Annotated in this window: 13 protein-coding genes; 10 read left to right on the plus strand and 3 right to left on the minus strand. The window is 59.5% G+C overall.

The features are described 5' to 3' along the window. Nucleotides 1-114 precede the first annotated feature (114 nt). Nucleotides 115-1,086, plus strand: coding sequence for a LysR substrate-binding domain-containing protein (locus tag BX592_RS08020; protein ID WP_134191134.1), 972 nt, complete (start codon nucleotides 115-117; stop codon nucleotides 1,084-1,086). A gap of 53 nt (nucleotides 1,087-1,139) precedes the next feature. Here the strand turns inward: BX592_RS08020 and BX592_RS08025 are convergent, their stop codons facing one another. Beyond that, on the minus strand, nucleotides 1,140-1,556 hold the full coding sequence (locus BX592_RS08025; protein ID WP_134191135.1) for a hypothetical protein: 417 nt from the start codon (nucleotides 1,554-1,556) through the stop codon (nucleotides 1,140-1,142). 396 nt (nucleotides 1,557-1,952) lie between these two features. Between BX592_RS08025 and BX592_RS34330 the strand changes: the two genes are divergently transcribed. The 4 genes from BX592_RS34330 (at nucleotide 1,953) to BX592_RS08045 (ending at nucleotide 7,489) form a co-directional block, all read left to right on the plus strand. Further along, nucleotides 1,953-2,966: a fucose-binding lectin II gene (locus BX592_RS34330; protein WP_166676320.1), complete on the plus strand. Its 1,014-nt coding sequence runs from the start codon at nucleotides 1,953-1,955 to the stop codon at nucleotides 2,964-2,966. Between the two features lie 237 nt (nucleotides 2,967-3,203). Beyond that, nucleotides 3,204-3,356 (plus strand): GTP-binding protein, encoded by a 153-nt coding sequence (locus BX592_RS08035; RefSeq protein ID WP_134191137.1) that lies wholly within the window; start codon nucleotides 3,204-3,206, stop codon nucleotides 3,354-3,356. 360 nt (nucleotides 3,357-3,716) lie between these two features. Beyond that, the gene (locus tag BX592_RS08040; protein ID WP_134191138.1) at nucleotides 3,717-4,664 is read left to right on the plus strand and encodes a polyphosphate kinase 2 family protein; all 948 of its coding nucleotides are present in this window, start codon (nucleotides 3,717-3,719) and stop codon (nucleotides 4,662-4,664) included. A gap of 53 nt (nucleotides 4,665-4,717) precedes the next feature. After that, nucleotides 4,718-7,489, plus strand: a complete 2,772-nt coding sequence (locus tag BX592_RS08045; RefSeq protein WP_134191139.1) for an HAD-IC family P-type ATPase — start codon at nucleotides 4,718-4,720, stop codon at nucleotides 7,487-7,489. A 129-nt stretch (nucleotides 7,490-7,618) separates the two neighbouring features. Here BX592_RS08045 and BX592_RS34835 read toward each other — a convergent pair whose 3' ends face one another. Next, nucleotides 7,619-9,175 (minus strand): methyl-accepting chemotaxis protein, encoded by a 1,557-nt coding sequence (locus tag BX592_RS34835; protein ID WP_134191140.1) that lies wholly within the window; start codon nucleotides 9,173-9,175, stop codon nucleotides 7,619-7,621. A gap of 563 nt (nucleotides 9,176-9,738) precedes the next feature. On the opposite strand from BX592_RS34835, the gene BX592_RS08055 reads away from it, so the two are divergent. The 4 genes from BX592_RS08055 (at nucleotide 9,739) to BX592_RS08070 (ending at nucleotide 13,739) form a co-directional block, all read left to right on the plus strand. Then, on the plus strand, nucleotides 9,739-10,806 hold the full coding sequence (locus tag BX592_RS08055; RefSeq protein WP_134191141.1) for a TauD/TfdA family dioxygenase: 1,068 nt from the start codon (nucleotides 9,739-9,741) through the stop codon (nucleotides 10,804-10,806). A 105-nt stretch (nucleotides 10,807-10,911) separates the two neighbouring features. Further along, nucleotides 10,912-11,784 (plus strand): ABC transporter substrate-binding protein, encoded by an 873-nt coding sequence (locus BX592_RS08060; protein WP_134191142.1) that lies wholly within the window; start codon nucleotides 10,912-10,914, stop codon nucleotides 11,782-11,784. Nucleotides 11,785-11,845: 61 nt separating this feature from the next. Next, nucleotides 11,846-12,985 carry an amino acid ABC transporter permease gene (locus BX592_RS08065; protein ID WP_134191143.1) on the plus strand — a complete coding sequence of 380 codons (1,140 nt, stop codon included), beginning with the start codon at nucleotides 11,846-11,848 and terminating at the stop codon, nucleotides 12,983-12,985. A 10-nt stretch (nucleotides 12,986-12,995) separates the two neighbouring features. Next, the gene (locus BX592_RS08070; protein ID WP_134191144.1) at nucleotides 12,996-13,739 is read left to right on the plus strand and encodes an amino acid ABC transporter ATP-binding protein; all 744 of its coding nucleotides are present in this window, start codon (nucleotides 12,996-12,998) and stop codon (nucleotides 13,737-13,739) included. Between the two features lie 38 nt (nucleotides 13,740-13,777). On the opposite strand, the gene BX592_RS08075 is transcribed toward BX592_RS08070, so the two are convergent. Next, complete coding sequence (locus BX592_RS08075; protein ID WP_134191145.1) at nucleotides 13,778-14,800, minus strand: LLM class flavin-dependent oxidoreductase; 1,023 nt, start codon at nucleotides 14,798-14,800, stop codon at nucleotides 13,778-13,780. Between the two features lie 253 nt (nucleotides 14,801-15,053). On the opposite strand from BX592_RS08075, the gene BX592_RS08080 reads away from it, so the two are divergent. After that, nucleotides 15,054-15,365: a hypothetical protein gene (locus BX592_RS08080; RefSeq protein ID WP_134191146.1), complete on the plus strand. Its 312-nt coding sequence runs from the start codon at nucleotides 15,054-15,056 to the stop codon at nucleotides 15,363-15,365. The last annotated feature ends 167 nt before the right edge of the window (nucleotides 15,366-15,532 follow it).

Raw genomic sequence — 15,532 nt, forward strand, 5'->3', positions numbered from 1 at the left:
CCGGGCCAGTCCCGGCGCGAACCATTGACGCGATTCTAGAGAGCCGCGATAGGCGGATGATTTTGTTTTAATATCGCCCCATCAGCTTTACGTAATGGTGGCAGTGGTCCTTCCATGACACTTGAGTCGAACGACGTGGTCAGGCGGCTGAGCGCGCGCCTGAAGATGCGGCATCTGGTGCTGTTGCTGCAAATCCAGCAGCACGGCACGCTGACGCGCGTCGCGGAACAGATGGCTAGCAGTCAACCGGCGGTGACGAATGCGTTAGCGGAACTGGAAAGCATGTTCGGCATGCCGCTGTTCGAGCGCTCGCCGCGCGGCATGACGCCCACCGCTCTCGGAGTCGTGGTGCTCGAAAGGGCCAGGGCGATGATCCACGATCTCGATCATCTGGCGCGCGACATGACGGCCGTCGCGTCGGGCTATGCGACGCATCTGCACGTCGGCGTCATTCCGTTCATTTCCGGTCAGCTGCTCGCGGCGGCACTGAAGCGACTGCATGCGAGCATGGCGCAGCGCGTGACGGTGACCATCCACGAAGGAACGAGCGATCAGTTGTTGCCGCAACTGCGGGACCATACGGTAGACATTGTCATCGGGCGGGCGGCCGCGTCGGTCGATCTGCACAAGGCGAACTTTGAAATCCTGTTCCGGCAGCGCCCGCGGATGATTGCGAGTCGGCGTCTTGCGGCGAAACTTGCGCGCGCGAAGCTCGACTGGAACCGGCTGGTGACGCTGGACTGGATCCTCGGCGCGCCTCACACGCCTATTAGGGAACAGGTGGCCGACCTGTTTCTCGCGGCGGGAACGACGCCTCCGGTGCCGGTGGTGGAGAGTTACTCGTCCAAGCTGATCGGCGAAATGATTGCTTCAAGCGAAGATGCGGTGTCGATCGTGCCTTCGGATATCGCGGAAGAACTGGTTCGAATTGCCGGTGTCGCAATCGTGCCCTATTCGTTCGAATGGACGCTTCCGCCTATTGCGCTGTTTACGCGCGCAGAAGGGCCGCGCTCAGCGGCGCAGGATCGGTTCGTCGAATCGATACGCCAGCTATGCGTCGAAACCTACGCTGAAACGCGGGACTAGGTTCGCCGCACAGCGGGAGTTGCTGCGCGGCCACCTTTCACCGATCGAATCCCTTAGCCGTTGCTGACGGAAATCTTCCACCCTTGGCCGCTACCCTTTTGAAGAATCGCAAGTTCTGAACTGATCGCTAACGCGGCGGACTCATCTCCGTTTACAGCGACCGGTTGGATACCGTTAATCGGGACGCCGCCGATCGCAAACACAGTCGCCGTCGACGGCGACAGAACCAGAGGGCAGCTTCCGGCCGCTTTCAACAGGCCAATGTCACCCGCCATGTAGAGAATATTCCCGCTTGCGCTGTCGCGATAAGACAGCGTTGACACGATCGACACGCCGGCGCATGCCGAAGTATTCAAATGCCACGCCGTCGCGGTGCTACTTAGCGCGATGACGAAAGATCCACCGCCCGCATCCTTTGCCGACAGATACAGATTTGTATTCGGATCCAACAACGTAACTGGAGTAGTCATCGAATTTTCTCGCTCGAATTGGGATTGGATCTTTCAGTGTTTATGCCATAGGGCTTATAAGGGACGCTCTCTGCGCGACATACCCCAGTGGCGGCGCACGGAAAGACAATTCACCATAGTCGAAATCATGCGCTTTAATTTTGAACAATTGTGACGTCGATGTGTGACGCATCCATGCCGATATTGAATTGATCCTGAATAATTATTTCAGTCGCATTCCTTGAAAACCGATGTCAGTCAATTCATATATATGCATTTCGCAATGGCCTGTCTTTCGGCGCCATAGTTCACATTTGTTCACAATAAAATGCGCGGCGCTATTTACACTGAGGTGGTTCGGTTCCATTAACACGGGAAATCTGTAATACCGGCTGGATGTCGGACCCATTGTTATTGATGTATCGAGCATTTACGACCAGAACATTTCACCTAGTGAGGTCTATTTTGGGTAACGTTCTCAAATATGGCAATAACGTTGCACTCTGCAACGGCCAGGACAATTTCTCGGGTTATTTCCTGTCGCTTATCTGGAAGGGGGTTCAAAATCCCGAAAAATTCGACAAGCTCTGGACCGAAGTTGCGCAACCCGGTAAAAACTTTGCGTCGGACTACGTTTGGACCATTGTCCCCGCGCCAGGGTCGGCCAAAAAGGTTGGCGATCCCGTCTCAAACTTCGACCAGATATGGATGACGATGCAGGACGACGCCGGCGCAACGCGTTACCTTGCGATCAATAACGCCGACAACACGTATGTGATGGCGAGCGACAACTCTGTCGCAGCGAATCTCAGAACGTGGGTGATCTCCGGTACGACGGCAGTTGGCGCGAATAATCAGTCATCCGGCCAACTCAAAGACCCGTTGGAATACGGGATGTTCATCAATCTGCTCAACAAGTCGCAAGAGCGAACCGTCAACGCGCTGAACGGCGCGAATCAGACGGACGCGTTCAAGCATGTTCTTCGCACCGCTCCGATCGGTCAGGCGCAGGACATCACGGGGTGGTGGCGGGTCGATAAATCGGTCACGGACAAAGGCGACAACGGAGACAACGGAAACGGCGGCGATCCCACCGACGGTTCCTACAACCTGCCGCCCAACATCCGCTTCGCGGTCACGGCAATCGCCAATTCTTCTGCCGAGCAGACCATCCAGATCTATGTCGACGACAAACTGGTCGCGACATGGAGGGACTGGAGCACGGAGAGCAAGAACACACCGACGCAGGTTCTGCAGTCAGGACGCGGCAAGGTCCAGGTCAAGGTGTCGGCCAACGGCAAACCGTCGCTGATCGACGGGCGGCATGTCGGGATGGCAGGCAAGACCAACTTCTTCCTGGTCGCAACGGAAGACGGCACGGACAACGACTACAACGACTGTCTCGTGGTCATCAACTGGCCGATTGGTTGACGTTGTCTTGTCGGACTCGCGTCAGTCTCGTGTCGCGCACGCGTCGAGATGCGCGGGTGTGAATCGGCGGGCGCGTGCCGGGTCGTTGCGCGGCGGGCTCGAACCCGCCGCGCAACGACGTCTCCAGGGGTTTCGCGCCCCGGAAACAAGAAGGGAAGAAGGCAAAGCCCAGGTCTGACTTTCGGTGGAAGAAATGTACCGGCTTGATCGGCGCGCGCGGGTTCATGCGCCGCAACCGTGTTCCAGGGTGTGCATTTGATCTTCGGTTCCGATGTCGGCAAGCACTGGACCGCAAGCGAAACGCCCGAAACGAAGATCGTGTTCATCGGCAAGCAGTTGCCTGTCGATGTCTTCAAGGCGGGGCGCGATAACTGCGTGCTCGCGTCCTGAAGCGGCGAAGCACGACAACTGCTTCTGCATCCGCCGCGTTTGGTCACACGAGGCAAGTCGCGGCGGCATCACCGGGGGCTCTTCATCGCCGACCCGTCCCAAGGGGCGATCTCGCATATCGGCCCTATTCCTGCGGGTCATTCAAAACCTGGGGCCGCTGCCCCTGCACGCTGAGCCGCCTCGCCCCTATGCCCGGGCAAGGATCTGGCAGCGCGACGAACGGATACGGCCAAATATCGCGAGCGCCGCATCATGCGTGACCTATTATCAAGAAAGTTGTGAACAGTACGGCATGCCAATGGTCCGCACAGCAACCTGCGAATCGTGTAACGAATCGCAGAAGTTCGTGGAGGGACGGCGATGGTTCACCAGAAAATACTGGACGCGCTGCGGACGTACACCGATCCGTTCCGCATCACGAAGGGCAACGATTTTTTCCTGAAGCATTTCGATCCCGGCGACACGCTGGGACTCAAAATGGATAAACAGGTGGCGTTGCAACTTCTTCAACGCCATTCGAAATGGCTCGCGATGGAGCAGGAGGTTCTCTACGCACAGGATTCCTGGTCTGTGCTACTGGTGTTCCAGGCGATGGACGCGGCGGGCAAGGACGGCACGATCAAGCATGTGATGTCGCGCGTCAATCCACAAGGCTGCGATGTCGTTTCATTCAAGCAGCCGTCGGATGAGGAGCTCTCGCACGACTTTCTCTGGCGCTATAGCACGAAAGTGCCCGAGCGCGGGCACATCGGCATTTTCAACCGCTCGTACTATGAAGAGGTGCTCGTGGTTCGCGTGCATCAGCATCTGCTCGATGCGCAGAAGATCCCGCCGGTGCGGATCGGCAAAAACATATGGAACGAGCGGCTCGCTGACATCGCGCGGTTCGAGGACTATCTGGCGCGCCAGGGCGTGGCCATCGTCAAGTTCTATCTGAACCTGTCGTACGACGAGCAGAAGAGGCGATTCATGGAACGCCTCGACAATCCCGACAAGCACTGGAAGTTCTCCACAGCCGACGTTCGCGAGCGTCGATACTGGAACGACTATATGCACGCGTATGAAGAGGCAATCCGCGCAACCGCCTCTGAAGCAGCGCCGTGGTTCGTCGTGCCTGCCGACAACAAGCCTTTCACGCGCCTCGTCGTCGCGGCTGCGATCGTCGAGGCCGTCGAAAAGCTCGACCTCGCCTATCCGAAAGTCACGCAGGAGCAGATAAAAGATCTCGCCGCCGCGAGACAGGAACTCAATGCTGAACCGATAGATGGTGCGACAGGCGATCGACCAAAGGGTGATCCAGACCATTGAGACCGGCCCTTGACCCGACATCACTGAAAACGTTGAAACCGGGAGAGACGAGGATGAGCTCAGCTGAAAGCACGGCTTCTGCAACGGATGCGACGCCTTGGCATGCGATGCCGGCCGGCGAAATCGAGCAGCATTTCAACGTGGATCCCACGCGCGGCCTCGATGCGGCCGATGCGACCGGGCGTCTGGAAACCTATGGGCCGAACCGCCTGCCGCAAGGCAAGAAGAAAGGGCCCATCGCACGCTTTCTCGCACAGATCAACAACATTCTGATCTACGTGCTGCTGGTGGCCGGGTTCATCAAATTCATGTTGGGCCTTTGGCTCGACGGCTCGGTCATCCTCGCCGTCGTTGTCCTCAACTCGCTGCTCGGCTTCCTGCAGGAAGGACGCGCGGAGAAAGCGCTGGATTCGATTCGCAACATGCTGTCGGCCGAGGCGCGCGTGATGCGTGGCGCAGACGTGCGCTTCATTCCCGCCGACGAACTCGTTCCAGGCGATATCGTGCTACTGGAATCGGGCGACAGAATCCCTGCGGACATGCGTCTTGTCGACGCCAGAAACCTGCGGACCGAGGAAGCGGCACTCACGGGCGAATCTGTCCCGGCCGAAAAGAGCACCGCTCCGGTGCCCGCGAAGGCCACGGTCGGCGACCGCGAGAATATGGCGTTCTGCGGCACGATGGTGTTGTCCGGCCGTGCAACCGGCGTCGTCGTCGCGACCGGCAGCCAAACGGAACTCGGCCGCATCAACCAGATGCTCGCCGAGGTCAGCGCGCTCGAGACGCCGCTGCTGCGCCAGATCAAGCGGTTCGGCTACGTGATCACCGCGGTTATCGGCTGCGTGAGCGTGCTGCTCTTCTCGTGGGGCCATTGGCGCGGCCACATGACCTTCGTCGAACTGTTCCAGGCCATTGTCGGGATTGCGGTATCGGTCATCCCGGAAGGCCTGCCCGCGCTGATCACCATCACGCTAGCGATTGGCGTGCAGCGCATGGCACAGCGCAACGCGATTATTCGCCGCTTGCCGGCAGTCGAGACATTGGGCGCGGTGTCGCGTATCTGCTCGGACAAGACGGGCACGCTGACGCTGATGGAGATGATGGTGAGCTCTGTCGTGACGGCGGATGCGGCGTATGCGGTTACCGGCAACGGCTACGCGCGCGACGGAGAAGTCAGCGCCGATGGCAAGCCGATCGGTGCTGCGCCGGACGCGCTCAAGCTGATGGGACGCGTGTCGATGTTGTGCAACGACGCGGAGCTCTTCGAGGAAGATGGAAAGTGGAAAGTGGAGGGCGACCCGACCGAGGGCGCGCTCTATCCGTTTGCCGCGAAGCTCGGCATGGACCGTGCGACGGAGGTGGCCGCGGCACCGAGAGTCGACGCGATTCCGTTCGAATCCGAGCACAAATTCATGGCGACGCTAAACCGTTCGGCGGACGGCGAGATGCTTTTGGTCAAGGGCGCGCCGGAAGTGATCCTTGACCACTGCGACCGGCAGCAGACAGTGCAAGGCCCAGTGCCGCTCAATCGCGACCATTTCGCCGCGGAGGGCGACCGGCTTGCCGCGCAAGGAGAGCGCGTGCTCGGCCTCGCATGGCTGCCGGACCCGGGCCTGCGTACGGGCGGCCTCGGGCCGCAGGACTTGCCGCGTAACCTGGTGCTGCTCGGCCTCGTGGGCCTGATGGACCCGCCGCGTAAAGAAGCCATCGACGCCGTGCGCGAATGCCACGGCGGAGGCATCCGCGTCACGATGATCACGGGCGATCACAAGATCACCGCAGCGGCGATCGCAAGAATGCTGGGCATCGGCGACGGCAAGACAGCCGTGTCCGGTACCGAGATCGAGGCGATGAACGATGCGGCGCTACGGGAATGCGTGCGCGATGTCGATGTGTTTGCGCGCGCGAGCCCGGAGCACAAGCTGCGGCTCGTCAAGGCAATTCAGGCGAATCGGCAGATCGTTGCGATGACCGGCGACGGTGTCAACGATGCGCCGGCGCTCAAGAAGGCAGACATCGGCGTTGCGATGGGCATCAAGGGCACCGAGGTGACGAAAGAGGCTGCGGGGATGATCCTTGCCGACGACAATTTTGCGTCGATCTCCGCGGCAGTGAAGGAGGGACGCACGGTCTATAACAACATCGAGAAGGCGATGCTCTTCATGTTGCCGACCAATATCGCGCAAGGCGCGGTGATTGCGGTTGCGATCCTGTTCGCGTTCACGCTGCCGATTACCGCGCCGCAGATTTTGTGGGTGAACATGGTTAGCTCGGTCGCGCTGGGCCTGACCATTTCGTTCGAACCTCACGAGGCAGACGTGATGCAGCGCGCGCCACGTGCGATGGACCGACCGCTCGTCACACCCTTTGGCATCTGGCGCATTCTGTTCGTCGGCGCCGCGCTGCTGCTCTATACGCTGGCGACTTTCTTCTGGATGAAGGCGCATGATGCCTCGGATCAGATGGCGCGCACCGCCGCGGTCAATGCGATTACGCTAGGCCAGGTGTTCTATCTTCTCAACATCCGGTATCTGATCGATTCGTCGCTGTCCGTGCGCGCGCATATGGGTAATCGTTACCTCTGGTACGGAATAGCCGCCGTCGTCGTGTTACAGCTTCTGTTCACGTACACGCTACCGTTCAACGTGATCTTCAATACGGAGGGTCTGCCGATGTGGGCGTGGGCGTGGCTCATCAGCGGCGGAATCCTGTTTTTCCTCGTGGTGGAGCTTGAGAAGCTTGTTATTCGATTGATCCCTGCGATGAGACGGTTTGTGACCGCGCAGCAGGAGGGCGCGGGGTTGCGGAATGATCCGGTGAGGTAAGCGTGGGCGAGTACTTTAGCCAGATCCACGCGGTCAGATATCGCCGCGCGCCATCGTGCTATCTATCGGATATTCCGCTGCCGCGACTTCGCGTCCCCCAACCGGCATCCGTATTTCGCGCGAGACGCGCTAAACCGTCTCCAGCTTGAACACCGCGACTGCGTCTCGCAGAACGACCGCCTGGATTTCGAGCGAACGGGCTGCCGCAGTCGCCTGTTCGACGAGCGCCGCGTTCTGCTGTGTCGTCGAATCCATTTGCATCACCGCGCGGTTGATGTCTTCGATGCCTGCGCTTTGCTCTTGCGCCGCGGCGAAGATTTCGGTCATATAGTCGCTGACCATCTTCACTGAAGACACAATGTCGGTCATCGTGTGTCCCGCCTGGTCGGCCAGCGACGAACCCTCTGCAATCTTGTCAACGGTGTCGACGATCAGCTGCTTGATTTCCTTCGCTGCGCTGGCGCTGCGCTGAGCCAGGCTGCGAACCTCGCTTGCCACGACGGCAAAGCCTCTGCCCAGTTCGCCTGCGCGTGCGGCCTCGACTGCGGCGTTCAACGCGAGGATATTGGTCTGAAATGCGATGCTGTCGATCAGGCCGACAATTTCGGCGATCTTCGATGAATGCGCCGAAATGCCCTGCATGGTCTTTACCACGTCGCTGACGACCTGTCCGCCCAAGGCCGCTGTCTCGGATGCGTGCGATGCCTGGCGGTTCGCCTGATCCGCATTGTCCGCATTGCGCTTCACGGTCGAAGTCAACTGCTCCATGCTCGCGGCGGTGCGCTCGAGCGAGGCCGCCTGCTGTTCGGTGCGGCGCGATAGATCGGCGCTGCCGGTTGCGATTTCCTGCGCGCCGCCGTTGATCGATTCGGTGCTGGTCCGCACGCTTCGAACGGTATCGGCTAGCGCATCCTGCATGGTCTTCAGATCGGCGAGCAGCGCACCCATCTCGTTGCGGCGCTCGATCACGACATCGGCGCGCAGATCTCCCGAAGCGATGCGTCGCAGATGCGTGACCAGTTGCGCGATCGGGCGTGCGACGACGCCGACGAGCATCGCGCGCGCGAAAAGACCAATGATGAGTGCGAGTGCGGACACGCCGGCGAGCGCCGCAACCATGAATTTGAAGCGGTCCTGCGCGTCGGCATAGCGCGACTTCTGTCTGTCGATCACCGCGTTCGCGCGCGCGGTCATTGCAGTCTGATAGGCGTTCGCGAGCGCTTGTGTTTTCTTCCCCTGCAAATCCTTGAAGCCGCTGAAATTCATATCGTTTAACGCATCGAGCGACGGAAGCACCGCGTCTTTGATAAAACTCATGCGTTTCTGTTTCAGTTCCGTCGCCGCCGCCAGCGACTCGGGGTGCTGCGATTGAAGCGTCAGGTAGTCGCCGAAGGCGCGGTCGGACTCCGCCAGATCGTTACGTGCGGCGGCAAGCAGTTCCGGCTCAGGATCGCCCACGCCATATAAGGCCATGTAACTGTCGAGCGACACGCGCGCATGCTGAAGCAACTCGTCGCTCGATTTCAAACTGACGAGAGCGCTCGTGTCATTCATATACATCTCGCGGAGCGCATCGTTGCTCAGCTTCAGTGCGCCAATGCCGGCCGCGCTCGCCACCGCGAGAATCGAGAAGAACACGGCGATCACGAGCGTAATGCTCGCTCGAATGCTGATGTTCCGAAGCATATAACTCTCCCCTTTGATTTATTGTTCGACGATGCTGCGTCGCGAGTCGGTCGACTCGTCGTCATTTCTTTGTCTGTTGTGTCATCCATGGCGGCGGCGCAACGCGACGGCGTGCGTTGCATTGCCTTGGTCGAGTCGGCGATGTCGTATGAGCCGGATGATTCGACGCCGGCGGCGGGTGGGACCTGCCCCAGTCATACGACGCGCAGCTTCTCCATCATGGACGCCAGGATCATAGCCTGACGTATCGGCGAACTCCAGATTCGCGCGCGCTACCCATATAGTCGGACAGTAGCCACAACCGCGGGCAGGAGGATGGGCGACCTCCCGCTCCATCACCACCTCGCCCCGTTCCTTCAGATCTGCTCCGCGCAGCGCAGCGGCCCCGTTCCCAATAGGTGTTTGCCCGCATTCTTACGGGAATCGCTTGAAGGAAGACTAGCCGGGAATTATCTTGCATGCCTTGTATATACAACTCTTCGGCGCTGCAGTGGCATCCGTTCGAAGTCCATCAAGCATGCAACGGACATGACTGCTCACGTCTCAATCACCTGGGAGAACCCATGTCGTCGGCCGATTATTTGCAAGGTGCGTGTGTATGGAAGGGTGTCGAAATGGTCGAGAACCCTCGATGGGTCAAAAGCTTTCCGCACGCCGTACTGGAAGAGATCGATACGGCTGTCGCAAGGTCGGCCGGTATCGAATGGAACCGAATCGACCGCGATAACTTCCCGCTGCCCAGCTCAAAGGCCTTCTTCGACGACGTGCGCGAAGAACTCGAAAACGGCTCCGGGATGGTGAAAATTCGCGGCCTCGATGTTAGCCGCTATGACCAGGAACAGTTGCGCCGCATCTGGTATGCACTGGGCCGCCATCTCGGCACACCGATGTTCCAGAACCGCCGCGGCGAATTGATGCGCGAGATCAAGGATGAAGGCGCGGGCGTCGGCGCGAAACTCTATGGCGCAACCGTGGACGCATCAGGTAAGGAATTTCTATCGTCGGGCGCGCGCACCTTGTCGCCCGGAGAACTGCGCTTTCACACCGACCGGTGCGATGTTGTCGGATTGCTTTGCGTGCGTCAGGCGTCGGAAGGCGGCGTCAGCAAGCTCGCGAGCAGCGCGACCGTCTACAACGAAATGCTCAAGCGCCGGCCGGATCTGCATGCGCTGCTGTGCCAACCCATTCCGCGCAGCCGGTTCGGCGAAGAAGCCGGCGGCCAGTACGTGACCTATGATTTGCCGGTTTTCGGGGTCCGCGACGGCAAGCTCACGAGCCACTTTTCGCTGACGTACATCGAGAACGCGCAACTGCTTTCGAGCGTGCGCAAATTGACCGATGCCGAACACGAAGCTTTGCGGATGCTTCTGCAACTCGCGCAGGAGCAGTGTTTTGAAATGCGCTTCGCGCCTGGCGATATTCAGCTTCTGAACAACCATATCGTCTATCACGGCCGCACGGCGTTCAAGGACGACGCGACGACCGGCCAGGATCGGATGCTGATGAGACTCTGGTTGTCGGTGCCGAACTCGCGCGCGCTGCCTGAAGATCACGCGGTCCTCTGGGGCGATGTGTCCAGCGGCATGCCTCACGGCGGCATTGCGCAGCCTGCGACACCTTGCATGAATTGAGCGCAGGGCTTCTCCCGATCTCGCTCTGCCGTAGTACTCGGTAGTCTAGTGACGTGTAGCCGATCGTTGAAGATGCAACAACCCATAATTGAGGAGAATAACGTGATGCAAAGCAATAGGCGTCTGGCGCAAAAACGTGCAACGTGGCTTTGTCGGGCGGCGGTCTGCGTCGCGTTGAGCGCCGTCACCGTGAGTGCATTCGCCGCGCAGGACTTTGGCAAATGCGAAGTATCCGGACAAAAGGGCTCGGTCAAATTGACGACCGTTGTTCCCGGCGCGCTGTCGGTGCGGCCGGTGCTCGGTGTGCCGGGCTGGTGGAATGGCGATTCTCCGGACACGATCAAGGACGGCTTCGAATACTGCATGGCCGCCAATATGGCGTATCGCGCGGGCCTCGATCGCGTGGTTCTGGTGAGCCGGTCGTTCCAGCAGATTCTGACCGGCAAATCGGAGGGGTTCGATATCGCGCTAAGCGAGATCACAATCACCGAGCCGCGCAAGCAGGTCGTGAATTTCACCGTGCCTTATTTCAACTCCGATCAGGGGATTCTGGTCAAGGCCGGCACCAAGGTCGACAAGAAGAATCTCGGCGGTCTTCGCTATGCGGTTGAGCGTGGCACCACGGCTTACGACTACATCGTCGAAAAGGTCAAACCGACCGAGCAACCGAAGGTGTTCAACGATCCGCCGTCGATGTACACCGCGCTGGCTGCGGGACAAGTCGACGCGGTGATCTACGATACGCCGAACGTACTTTTGCGCGCGAAGAACTCCAATGGCCAGTTGGAAGTGGTAGGCCGCTTCGATACGGGCGAAACGTGGGGCGGACTGGTCAACAAGGATTCGCCGAATCTGGCGGCATTCAACCAGCTGATCGAAAGCATGAAAAAAGACGGCACGCTGGAGAAACTGAGCACCAGGTATTTGACGCCGGAGCTCGGTGCGGATCCTACCAAAGTGCCGGTGCTAAACCCTTAAGCGAGCAATCCGGCCATCAACCCGGCCATCAACCCGGCACTCAACCCAACGAGCCTGAATCATGAGCAATGCAACGCGACAGTCAAGCGACGTGATGCCGAGCCGCACGGGCAATGGGCGTCGCCTGAGGATAGGTGGCATGCCGTGTGCGCCCACATCGCTCCTGGTCGCATCGATCCTCGCGGTAGCGGTGGTCGTGCTGGGAAGCTGGTACACGGTTGCTGTCATGCGAGCCTCTTTCCTGGAAGCGCATTTCGAAGGCGCGTGGGTCAATGCAGCTGCGATGCTGCTCGCGGTGCTCTCAGTGGTGATCGTGTTGCCGGTGATTCGCGCGCTTAAAGCATGCGGCCGTATTCGCGATGCGGCTGCGCGACGGGATCTCGCGGAAGCACGCGGCGCGCGCTCGGGAGCTCGGGACCAGTGCTATATCGCGTTGGGATATGCATTGGCGCAGCTGGTCGTGATCCTCGTCTTCCAGTTCTTTCTGGTCAACCATCAGGCGGTCGCCAAGACGTTCTTCCTGGTGCCCCTGATGGTGAAGACGTTTCCACTCGTACTTGCTGCGTTCTGGATGAACGTCAAGATATCCGTTATCACGGAAGTCCTGGTGTTGATCTGGGGGTTGATCGTTGCGCTTGCGATGTTCGCGCCAGGTATCGCCGGCAAACCGGTGCGTCTTATCGCGACCGCGTATGTGGATATTTTTCGTGCGGTACCTGCGGTGCTGGTGATCTATCTGGTCGGCTTCGGCATTCCGTTGACCGGTATCCCCGTGCTGAAAAGTCTTTCGCTGACGGTGTTCGTCATCGTCGCGTTGACGTTGACCGTCGGCGCGTACGTCGCGGAGATTTACCGCGCCGGCATTCTGAGCATTCACTGGAGCCAGACCGCCGCCGCGCGTTCGCTCGGGTTGTCGCATTTTCAGACGTTGCGTTTCGTGATCGTTCCGCAAGGGGTCCGGCAGATCATTCCGCCGCTGCTCAATTCTTTTATCTCGTTGCAGAAAGATACAGCGCTGGTGTCGGTCGTCGGCGTGATCGATTCATTCAATCAGTCGATGTTGATTGCGTCGAATTACTACAATCTTTCCGCTGTCAGCACAGTGGCGTTGCTGTTCGTCATCGTATCGATTCCGCAGACGCGATTTGTCGAGCGGATGATGCGGCGCGATCGCGCGCGTATGCGCGCGGGCGAAGCCTGAGGGAGACTCCATGCCGTTTATCGACATTCGCGACATTTCGAAATCGTACGGTGAGGTGCCGGTGATCAAGCGCCTCGCGATGACGGTCGACGAGCATGACGTCGTGTGCCTGATCGGGCCGTCGGGGTCGGGAAAGTCGACGCTACTGCGTTGCATCAACGGCCTCGAGTTGATCGATGACGGTGAGATACTGGTTCATGGAGACCGTATCACCGGCCCCGGCGTCGACGTGGATGCATTGCGTCGGGACATCGGCATCGTGTTTCAGGGCTATAACCTGTTTCCGCATATGAGCGTTCTCGACAATGTGACGCTCGCGCCGATTCGCGTTCTGAAGCAGAAGAAAGACGAAGCAGAGGAACGCGCGATGACGCTTCTCAAGCGCGTAGGCCTTGCGCACAAGGCGAAGGAATATCCGGATCGGTTGTCCGGCGGACAGCAGCAGCGCGTGGCGATCGTGCGCGCGTTGGCGATGGATCCGATGGTGCTGTTGCTCGATGAAATCACGTCCGCACTGGACCCCGAGTTGGTTTCCGAAGTGCTGAGCATCGTGCGCGATCTCGCGAGCGAGGGTATGACGATGCTGCTCGCGACCCATGAAATGGGCTTCGCACGCGAGGTTTCGTCGAAGGTCTGTTTTTTGTGCGACGGCGCCGTCTATGAAGAAGGGCCGCCGGAACAGATTTTTGGCGATCCGACGCGCGATAGAACGCGCGCGTTTCTCAAGAGCATTCGGGAAGCAAAGCGTATCTGACTGATATTCGCGTTGCACCGCGCGACGCGGATCGCGTGCTAACGCCAGCCAAGTGCAGGCGCGACGTGGGTCAAGATTGACCCGATAACGTGAGCGCAGTACTCGACGCCCAATTGATTCGGCACGGTCAGAAGTAACGTATCAGCCTCTGCGATGGCGTCGTCCTTCGCAAGTTGCGCGACGAGGACATCAGGCTCCGCCGCGTAAGTGCGGCCAAAAATCGCGCGGATATTGTCGTCCAGCATGCCAATGGTGTCGTCGCTCTGTCTTTCACGCCCAAAATACATCCGGTCGAGATCGTTCATCAGCGCGAAAATGCTTCGGCTCACGGACACTCGCGGTTCCCGTTTGTGGCCGGCTTTCTTCCATGCGTCGCGATAAGCTCGAATCTGCTCCGCTTGCTGGACGTGAAGAGGGCGGCCCGACTCATCGTTCTTTAGCGTCGAGCACTGCAGGTTCATGCCCATTTTTGCGGCCCAGACCGCGGTCGCATCGGAACCGGAACCCCACCAGATCCGGTCGCGAAGACCCTCGGAGTGAGGCTCGACCCGAAGCAGCCCCGGCGGATTCGCAAACATCGGGCGCGGATTCGGTTGAGCAAAACCCTCGCCGCGCAGCACCTCGTAAAACACCTCCGTGTGGTGCCGCGCCAGATCCGTATGGGTCTCGCCTTCAGCGGGTGCGTAACCAAAGTAGCGCCAGCCGTCGATCACCTGTTCGCCGGAGCCGCGACTAATGCCAAGCTGCAGTCGTCCGCCCGCGATCAGGTCGGCGGCGCCGGCATCCTCTGCGATGTAGAGCGGGTTTTCGTAGCGCATGTCGATAACAGCGGTGCCGATTTCAATCCTGCTGGTTTTCGCGCCGACGGCTGCGAGAAGCGGGAACGGCGACGCGAGCTGTCGAGCGAAATGATGAACGCGAAAATAGGCGCCATCCGCGCCGAGTTCCTCGGCGGCGACCGCGAGATCAATCGATTGCAGCAACGCATCAGAGGCCGAGCGTGTTTGCGAGTGCGGGGAATTGGCCCAGTGGCCGAACGAGAGAAAACCGATCTTTTTCATGCAAGCGTCGTGCGAACACGCTCCATCCGATGTAGTGGCATACCAGTGAGGAAGCATATCGCGAACGCCAGAGTCACGCTTACATCGGCAAAGAAACGGCGACGCATCGAGAAAGTCCGTGTGGCGTTCCCTGCAGGCCTAAATGCAGCTTTGTAAATTTTGAAATGTGCAGTTACCAACTGCATCAGTTATTTCTTGGACGCTTGCTTAAGATGATCTCCATGAACCCGTCAAACGGGAAAGGGAGATTCTCATGAAACGCGCAGCACTCGTCTTGTTGTTGATTGGCAGCTTGTCGGTGGCACAGCAGGCATCGGCGCATGGACGCGGGGGATGGGGGCATGGCCACGGTCACGGTGGTGGCAATGGCGGCGCGGTAGTGGGGGCCCTCATCGGCGGCGCGTTGCTAGGTGCGCTCGTCACGTCGGTTGCGAATGCGCAGCCTACGTACGCGCAGCCGGTCTATCAGCAACCGGCGTATGGGCAACCGGTTTATACACAACCGCCGGCGGCCGCTTGCTATGACAGCTATCAGCGCGCGTATGTACCGTGCCAGGGTGGCTAAGGAGTAGCGGCTTCTCCCGGGGGCGGCGGGTTTGGCCGAAGACGCGCAAAGCGCTGTAAGACAATGAAAGTGTTGCTGTCTTTCGCTTCCCTAAGGTTCCGCCCTCTTCCAGGTGAATGACCATTTCCGATCATCCCCGTCATAGTAAAGCGCGCGATACGGCCGAT

The sequence above is a fragment of the Paraburkholderia rhizosphaerae genome, from assembly GCF_004366595.1.
Classification (GTDB): Bacteria; Pseudomonadota; Gammaproteobacteria; order Burkholderiales; family Burkholderiaceae; genus Paraburkholderia; species Paraburkholderia rhizosphaerae.